The following is a 7683-nucleotide window of genomic DNA, read 5'->3' as shown; positions in this document are numbered from 1 at the left end:
CGGGTCCCTGACACCGAGCGGCGCGCCTTATCCACCCTACAGCGGAGCCGGTTTCGTAGGGTGGATAAGCGTAGCGCATCCACCATCCGCCTCGCCGATGGGGCGCGGTCGGCGGAGGCCACCCAAATTTGGAACTGCTGGCGTTTGCGTCGTCACTGTTCCGGGTGGGCGCCGCTGCTGTACTATGGGACGTTTTTCCCGCCGGTACGTCATTATGGGATTCAAATGTGGGATCGTGGGTCTGCCTAATGTCGGCAAGTCCACCCTCTTCAATGCCTTGACACGCGCGGCGATCGCCGCCGAGAACTATCCTTTCTGCACCATCGACCCCAACGTGGGTGTGGTACCGCTCCCGGATCCGCGGCTCGACGTGATCGCCGCCATCGTCAAACCGCAGGCGATTCTCCCGACCACCATGCAGTTCGTCGACATTGCCGGCTTGGTGGCGGGTGCCTCCAAGGGCGAAGGTCTGGGGAATAAGTTTCTCGCCAATATCCGCGAGACCGACGCCATTGCCCATGTCGTGCGTTGTTTTGAGAACGACGACGTGATTCATGTGGCGGGCGCTGTCGATCCCTTGCGCGACATCGAAATCATCGACACCGAACTGGCCCTGGCCGACCTCGAGTCGGTCGAGAAGGCCCTGGATCGGGCGACCCGTGCCGCCAAGGTCGGGGACAAGAAGGCGGCGGTGCGCAAAGACCTGCTGGAACGGGTGCGCGCCCAACTCGACCAGGCCAAGCCGGTGCGGGCGTTGGGCTTGAGCGACGACGAGCAGGCCGAGTTGCGCGATCTCTTCCTGCTCACCGCCAAGCCGGCCATGTATATCGCCAACGTGGCCGAGGACGGCTTCCAGTCCAATCCGTTTCTGGATCGGGTGCGCGCGCACGCGGCCGGCGAGGGTGCGTTGGTGGTGCCGGTGTGCGCCGCCATCGAGGCGGAGATCGTCGAACTGCCGGAGGATGAGCGTGGTGAATTCCTGGCCGAACTGGGCCTGGACGAGCCGGGCCTGAACCGGGTGGTGCGGGTTGGCTATCAGTTGCTGGGGCTCGAGACCTATTTCACCGCCGGACCCAAAGAAGTGCGCGCCTGGACCATTCCGGCGAAGGCACGGGCGCCTGCGGCGGCCGGCGTCATCCACTCGGATTTCGAACGTGGCTTTATCCGCGCCGAGGTGATCAGCTACGCGGATTTTGTCGCCTGCAAGGGCGAGCAGGGGGCCAAGGAGGCCGGCAAGCTGCGTTCGGAGGGGAAGGAGTACGTGGTCAAGGATGGCGACGTGATCCACTTTCGCTTCAACGTCTAATTCGAGTTGGCGCTTGCCGCCTTGCGCGTCGAAACCGATCCGGTTTACCCGGTGCGCAAGGCACTACCCGCGAATCGGAGCCCCAATCGCTTCGCGCCGACCCGGTTAGGCGCCGTCATCCATCACATGGGTAAAGGTAGATCGCCGATGTCGAACGTGCCCGACTTAGATCAGATCGCCTTCAAGGTTCATCCGGCCGGCGGAGGATCGGAAGTCCCGGTCTCCCTGTTGCGCGGCAACAAGCGGAGCTTCCGTCGAATGAATTCCTGGTAATCCTCATCATCTGTGACGGTGGAGAGTTCGTCATCGAAACGATACACGCCCCGAATCACTGACGGAAGAAAGTGCAATGCACGAGGGTTCACGAATCGCTATAGTCCAAAGCTGGAAACACCTTAACCTCCTTGGCGAGTTGGCCGAGTGGGTGCGAGTCCGAGCGGACGCCCACCCGGTGAATCTCCTAAGGCGTAGACGGCTATAATCCCGGTAACAATTGTGCAACCTCGCCGCGACCGGGGTCCACTGGCCCGACTGCCACGCCCAAGACCTTCGATGGCTGGTCAGTGCAGACCGACGCGAAGGGCTATATTCTGGCGCATCGCAACCTGCTGTGCCGGGCCGACCACAACTTCTAACCAATCCCTACCAGATGCCGTTATGCGCCGCCCAGCGCGAGAGAATGGCGTCAACGGCGACCGAGCCGCGCAATCTCCAGGCGGGGCGCAAATGCATACAGGTCTACGATGCGCGAGGTTGCTGCCGTTTTGTTGCGCCGCGAACCGGTTTCGACGATCCCAAGCTCTTTTAGGGTATTCAAAGCCGAGACCGGTTCGCTCTCTCCAGCATTCTTAAGGGCTTTCAGGAAGTCATCTTCATTCTGGTATGACTTGAAGCCTGTCAGGCGTAAGATACGAGAACGCTGCTCTTGACCACTCTCGGTCAATAGTTCTTCCAAGCGCGCGCTGGAAACCTCGGGCATCGCGGCGCGCAGTGAGCGCGGGTCCAGCAGAGGAGCGGACTCGACTCGGCTGCCCTTGCGGATGCGCACCGCGGCTTCGATCAACCAGAGTGCAGCGCGCGGAAACAGGCGTTCTTTGCCGTCACGCAACCGCTTTTCCGCCCAGCTGGTGGAGCGCGTGTTGCTCTCACCTGTACCCAGGCGATCTCCCCAGATCAACTCCAGGGCAGCCGCCCAGTCCTCGCGCGGTGTCTCCTCCAGATTCTCGATATTGACTCCGCGTTGCGCGAGATGCGTGCGGAATGTCTCCGAGGCCGCCGCCATTGCGCGCACGATCAGGCGCCAAATATCGTCCGGACGCCAATTGAGTGTCACATCACGCTTTTGGTACTTGGCCTGCTCCTCGGTGCCGAGACCGTCAAAAATGTCTTTGCGGAGAAAGACTTTCACACCGACGTTGCGGGTGGAAATCCAGGAAGCATTCGTCTGATCGAGCAGTCCCACAAGCAATCCGCGGCGCCGTTTGAGCCCTTCCTCGGTCTCTCCGAGAGCGACATCCAGATCGTCGAATAACAGGGTAACGCGTTTACCTTTGCGCTCGCACCACTCATCCAGAGAGCGCCAGGTGTCACTGATCAACAGCGGTTGGCCTTGGGTGATGAGGGCCGTCGTGGCATCCAAGACGGCCTGCTCGCCCTGTGCGTCGACCAAGAGCTTGAACTGCTTATCCATTACCGGATTAGAGAATTTGAATTGCCATTCCGGAAGCGCTACCATGACTCGACCCAGGGCCAATATGGACCACGCATCCCTCCAACGCTCTCCGAAGGCTTTGTCAAGCTCCAAGAGGAGATTTTGGGATGCCGGGGGCCTTGCTCTCCGGCCGGCGCGCGGGCTGGCATAGCCCTCGACGAAGGTGACGTTCTGGAGTGACGAGACGCCTGAGCGCTGTCTGATGAGTTCCGGCTGCTCCAGGCAGATCCGACGCAGGTAGCTCTTGCCGGTCCCCTTGGCACCAAGCACGAGACAGGTGTCGTGACGCACGAAGCGATCGAGGTCCGACGTGCGTGTGAACAACCTGGCCAGATCTTGTGGGTCTGCACTCTCCGCCTGTGGCACCGGAACCACGGCTTCCCGGATGACCTGCGCCGCCCAACCCTCCTTGATTTGAGCCAGTGCTGTTGGCAACGGCGGCGGTTCGATGCGATCGGCCAGATCCCGGTAACCCTCTCCGATGCCACTTACCAAGAGGCCACCGTCGTTTTCGACGATGCGGGCCGAGTAGTCGATTGAAATCAGGTTGACGTCGGCCGGCAGGTCATTGGCGGGTGTCGCCAACGCCTCGGCGATCTCTGCGCGGGCCTGCTCCAGTTGGGCCTGCAACTCCTCCAGGCAGCGCCGTCGCGCATCATCGCCCGCCGGTAGCATCCCGGCCACGAAATGCACCAACGTCGGCCGCCCCCGCGCTCGCCGGCTGCGTTCCAGTGCGGCGACCGCGGGAACCAGAGACGGATAGGTCGATGGCGCGGGCGAGGCGAACAGGACTACCTCGTCTGCCAGGTCCAGGACGGCCAGAGCGGACTCGTCGCAGTAACCCGATCGGGCATCCAATAGCACAACGCGCGCCTGGGATACGCGGATCGCGGCCTCCAACAACCGTCTGAGCGGCGGCCGGATACCCCGATAAAGGACGCTTGGGGCAAGTGGCCCCAGCAAGGCGTGAACGAAAGGGATATCCGCCTTCGACGGTCCCAGTACCTCGACCAAGGCGCCCGCGTCGACACCAGCCAGCAGACTGCCTTCAAGCAATCGGTCAAGCGCCGCATCAGCGACGGCGGGGTTCCCAGCCTGGCGAACCAGGTCCTCGAAACGCGTCCGCGCGCCGCCGTCCGGGTCGCCCGTCAGCGCACCGACCAGGGCCGGGGACTCCAAGTCCAGATCGACCGCGAGGGCCTTTACCTGTCGGCGTCCCAGCAACATGGCGACATGGGCCAAGGCCGTGGAACGGCCGACCCCACCTTTGAGACCCCAAAAGGCGATGACTTTGACCCCGCCGGGAAAGCCGCGGTCATCGGGCACGAGCGGTTGGGGTTCCAACATCAGTGCGTCTGCCCAGTTCGGTGTACCGATCAGGCGCTGCGAGAACAAGAGTTGCTCGTCGCCCTCCTCTAAATCGTCCGGTGATTTGAGTAGTGTCAGGGTACGCTCGGGCAGCCGCAGACCATGTTGCTCCAGTTTCCCGGTCAGTAACCCCAGCGGGTCTTCGGCGTCCGCGAACGCATCGGCCAGCACTCGCAGATCGACAGCGCCCTCGCGCCCGCGCCGCACCAAGAGTCTGTGGGGATGGAACTGGTCTTCGATCGCGCGCCGCAGTTCGGGCAAAGAGGCTTCTTTGATCATTGGGTTATGTCACCACGTGATTCATCCATGCGACCAACCGTTCGGCCGACTTTACCAGCGGCTCTGCATGCTCCCGGCGGGGCTTCTTCACGCCATACCGATGGAGATAGGTATCGGCACCGTTTAGGCAAATCATGGCCTGGTCTTCCGCGGCTGTTGTCTGTGCACTGATTGGCGCCGGTAGGCCACGCCAAAGTTCAAGCAGATCGTGGCCTTTCTTGCCTTTGAACAAATCTGCGACCGGTCCGCCCCATAAGTCATCGATCGAGTTGACTTGATGACCCTGCAGCAGCGCCGCCTTTAGGGCACATTCGGCCGCGACCAGCGCCATGGTTACGGCACCGTCGCGCTGTTTCTGCGACGTGGGGTGATCCAACAAGACCCGCGCCTCTCGTACACGCCGCCGTGCCGCGTCAAAAAAGCTCTGGCGGGTATATTGCGGTCCGACCTTTCCCATGCGCGTGACTTATCTCTGAGATCTATCGTTAGAGCTTCCACCTGGTTGGTTGCCCGGCGGTGGGTGCCGCGGCGCGGCAACGATAACTGGCAGGGCCGGCAAACCGGGGGTCGATCTCGTCCAGCCTGATTGTCATTGCGGTGCTGAAACAAACCAGTGGGTTGCGCGGGAGTGCTCCACGGTTCTCTATCCTTGGCGGCTGAGAATGGCGCAAGGCTAGAGCATCCGGGCGAGCGTTACAAATCGGCGCGGCCCAGTCTGCCGCCGGTCCGAACCCGCCCGATCCCCCGAGATCAGGTTCTCAGGTTCATGTCTGGTTGACGCCCGCAAGCGACCTCTTTATACTTTCGCGTTCTGCATGGCTACGTAGCTCAGCTGGTTAGAGCACCGCACTCATAATGCGGGAGTCGGTAGTTCAAATCTACCCGTAGCCACCACACATCCAAGAACTTATGATGAACCGGCCGAGTGCCGGTTTTTTTTTCCCTCCCCGACTCATGTTACCGATCGTCGACCGCTATGTGCTGACCGAGGTGGCGAAGACCTTTACGGCGATCGTTGCGACCTTGGTCGCGATCGTCGCCAGCATGTTGTTCTTGCGCACCCTGGAGGAGGTCAACCTGGGTGCACTGAACGCTGAATTGGTGCTGCGATTCCTTGGTCTGCAGATCGTGCGCGACACGCCCAGTCTGTTACCGCCGGCATTTTTTCTGGCCGCCCTCGGTGCGCAGGGCCGGTTGGCCCGCGACAGTGAACTGGTGGCCTTGAACGCCTGCGGGATCGGGCCAAGCCGAATGTTTCGGCCCTTGCTCCTCCTCGCGCTGCCGGTCGCGGTGGTCACCGGCTGGTTTGCGCTGGTCCTTCAGCCCTGGGCGGCGGCCGGAATTGCCGAGATTCGTCTTCAGCAGAAAGAGCAGGCGACACAGATTGCCGGGCTCCAGGCCGCGCGCTTCTACACCGAGGAAGGTGGCGATCTAGTGATCTATATCGGGTCGATCGCCAAGGGGAAGGGGCTGGAGCGTATCTTCGTTCTCGACCGGAGCGGGGAGACCACGCGCATCGTAGTCAGCGAGACCGGGCGGCATCGGCTGGAGGAGCAGAGCGGGGATCAATTGGTGATCCTCAAGGACGGTCACCGCTTCGATGGGAAAGCCGGCGAGGGCAACTACCTGATCGGGCAGTTTCGGGAATACCTTCTGCGGCTCGAAGGGCAGGGGGAGCGGCACACCTTCACCAAGCGCTCCACGACCTCGTCCGGCGATTTGCTGAGATCGGACGCCATCGAAGACCGCGCCGAGCTGGAGCACCGCATCGCCGCGCCCCTGGCGATTTTAACGCTGACCCTGATCTCGGTTCCCCTGGTGGCGATTTCGCCCAGGCAGAAGACCTCGGGGCGCTTGCTTCTCGCGTTTCTGGCCTATTTCACCTTCTTCAACTTGCAGCAGTTGGCCGAAAGCTGGCTCGGGAGCGGGCTGACGCCGGTCTGGTTGACCAGTTTTTGGTATCAACTCCTGGTCTTGGCGCTTGTCTATTTGGTCATGGCGCCGGAGTCACAGTGGTACAGGCAACTGCGAGCGGGTCTTGTGCGGGTGTGGAAGTCCGCCGCGTCCACTTGATCTGAAACTGAAGCGCGGTCGTGTCGGTTCGCCTGTCCGTGATGATTTCAGCAACAGGCGGCCGCGAGAATGAACCACCGACCGGGCGAACGCGTTAGACGAGGCCGTTCTGATTCAGCAATAGATAACGACTCCGGAGCGGTACGCCATGTCTTTGACCAAGAGCGTCGGCAAGACCGATCGCACGATTCGTCTGGCACGGATGGTTCGGGGGGCGTCCCTCGACCGGGTAGGTGAAGATCAATGCCGTTGCCGCGGGCTGGATGAGTACGATGACCCCGCGCTGGTCATCCTGACCGACGCGGGGGAGTGGTTTTTGTACTCGTCTTGTGCCTTAGCCGATTGAGACGGTTGAGGCGATCAACGGTTCCAAGGCATCCATTGGAAGGGCGAGCTGGACGGCGGCGACGCTGGTTTGGCCGGTGGTGGGGCCGGAGTCGCTGGGGGCTGAGCTGGTGGCTGGGCACCACGCCGGGGCTGACCGTCTCCGAATAAACCCCAAGTCGGGGTCTGCTGGGGTGCGGTAACTGCCTTGGCAGGCGATGCGGCGGTCGCCACTGGCGCTGCCGACGGCCCCGTGGTCGTGGTGGCAGGTGCGGCCTCGACGACTGGTGTCGGCTTGGCTGCGGCCGGTGCCGTTGCGGCGGCCTCGACGACCGGTGTCGGCGCGGCGGCAACCGGTGCCGGTGCGGCTTCGACGACCGGCGTCGGTTCGGCGGCGGCTGGTGCTGGTACGGCCTCGACGACCGGCGTCGGTTTGGCGGCGGCTGGTGCCGGTGCGGCCTCGACGACCGGTGTCGGCGCGGCGGCGGCCGGTGCCGGTGCGGCCTCGACGACCGGCGTCGGTTTGGCGGCGGCTGGTGCCGGTGCGGCCTCGACGACCGGTGTCGGTTTGGCGGCGGCTGGTGCCGGTGCGGCCTCGACGACCGGTGTCGGTTTGGCGGCG

At 62.8% G+C, this 7683-nt stretch carries 5 protein-coding genes, 1 tRNA gene and 1 pseudogene; 4 read left to right on the top strand and 3 right to left on the bottom strand.

Annotation, left to right across the window (positions count from 1 at the left end; all coding sequences use genetic code 11):
- The first annotated feature begins 214 nt into the window (after positions 1–214).
- Entirely contained in the window at positions 215–1306 is a 1092-nt protein-coding gene (gene ychF, locus QZY03_RS23310) for a redox-regulated ATPase YchF (RefSeq protein WP_295585064.1), read from the top strand.
- A 685-nt stretch (positions 1307–1991) separates the two neighbouring features.
- Here ychF and QZY03_RS23305 read toward each other — a convergent pair.
- Entirely contained in the window at positions 1992–4664 is a 2673-nt protein-coding gene (locus tag QZY03_RS23305) for a hypothetical protein (RefSeq protein ID WP_295585062.1), read from the bottom strand.
- Between the two features lie 4 nt (positions 4665–4668).
- On the bottom strand, positions 4669–5121 hold the full coding sequence (locus tag QZY03_RS23300) for a hypothetical protein (RefSeq protein ID WP_295585060.1): 453 nt from the start codon (positions 5119–5121) through the stop codon (positions 4669–4671).
- Positions 5122–5481: 360 nt separating this feature from the next.
- Between QZY03_RS23300 and QZY03_RS23295 the strand changes: the two genes are divergently transcribed.
- The 3 genes from QZY03_RS23295 (at position 5482) to QZY03_RS23285 (ending at position 7083) form a co-directional block, all read left to right on the top strand.
- Positions 5482–5558: transfer RNA gene (locus QZY03_RS23295), tRNA-Met, on the top strand.
- 60 nt (positions 5559–5618) lie between these two features.
- Positions 5619–6737 carry an LPS export ABC transporter permease LptF gene (gene lptF, locus QZY03_RS23290; RefSeq protein ID WP_295585058.1) on the top strand — a complete coding sequence of 373 codons (1119 nt, stop codon included), beginning with the start codon at positions 5619–5621 and terminating at the stop codon, positions 6735–6737.
- Between the two features lie 148 nt (positions 6738–6885).
- Entirely contained in the window at positions 6886–7083 is a 198-nt protein-coding gene (locus tag QZY03_RS23285; RefSeq protein ID WP_295585056.1) for a hypothetical protein, read from the top strand.
- A 14-nt stretch (positions 7084–7097) separates the two neighbouring features.
- Here the strand turns inward: QZY03_RS23285 and QZY03_RS23280 are convergent.
- Positions 7098–7683: pseudogene (locus QZY03_RS23280) on the bottom strand (hypothetical protein); the annotation flags it as partial.

The sequence above is a fragment of the uncultured Lamprocystis sp. genome, from assembly GCF_903933125.1.
GTDB lineage: Bacteria > Pseudomonadota > Gammaproteobacteria > Chromatiales > Chromatiaceae > Thiodictyon.
The sequence above is the reverse complement of the archived record's forward strand: the minus strand, read 5'-3'. Positions and strand labels throughout refer to the sequence as shown.

Bases quoted from the DNA above. Each gene is read 5' to 3' on its own strand.
- ychF (WP_295585064.1), top strand. From the start codon at position 215: ATGGGATTCAAATGTGGGATCGTGGGTCTGCCTAATGTCGGCAAGTCC.
- lptF (WP_295585058.1), top strand. From the start codon at position 5,619: ATGTTACCGATCGTCGACCGCTATGTGCTGACCGAGGTGGCGAAGACC.
- QZY03_RS23305 (WP_295585062.1), bottom strand. From the start codon at position 4,664: ATGATCAAAGAAGCCTCTTTGCCCGAACTGCGGCGCGCGATCGAAGAC.
- QZY03_RS23300 (WP_295585060.1), bottom strand. From the start codon at position 5,121: ATGGGAAAGGTCGGACCGCAATATACCCGCCAGAGCTTTTTTGACGCG.
- QZY03_RS23285 (WP_295585056.1), top strand. From the start codon at position 6,886: ATGTCTTTGACCAAGAGCGTCGGCAAGACCGATCGCACGATTCGTCTG.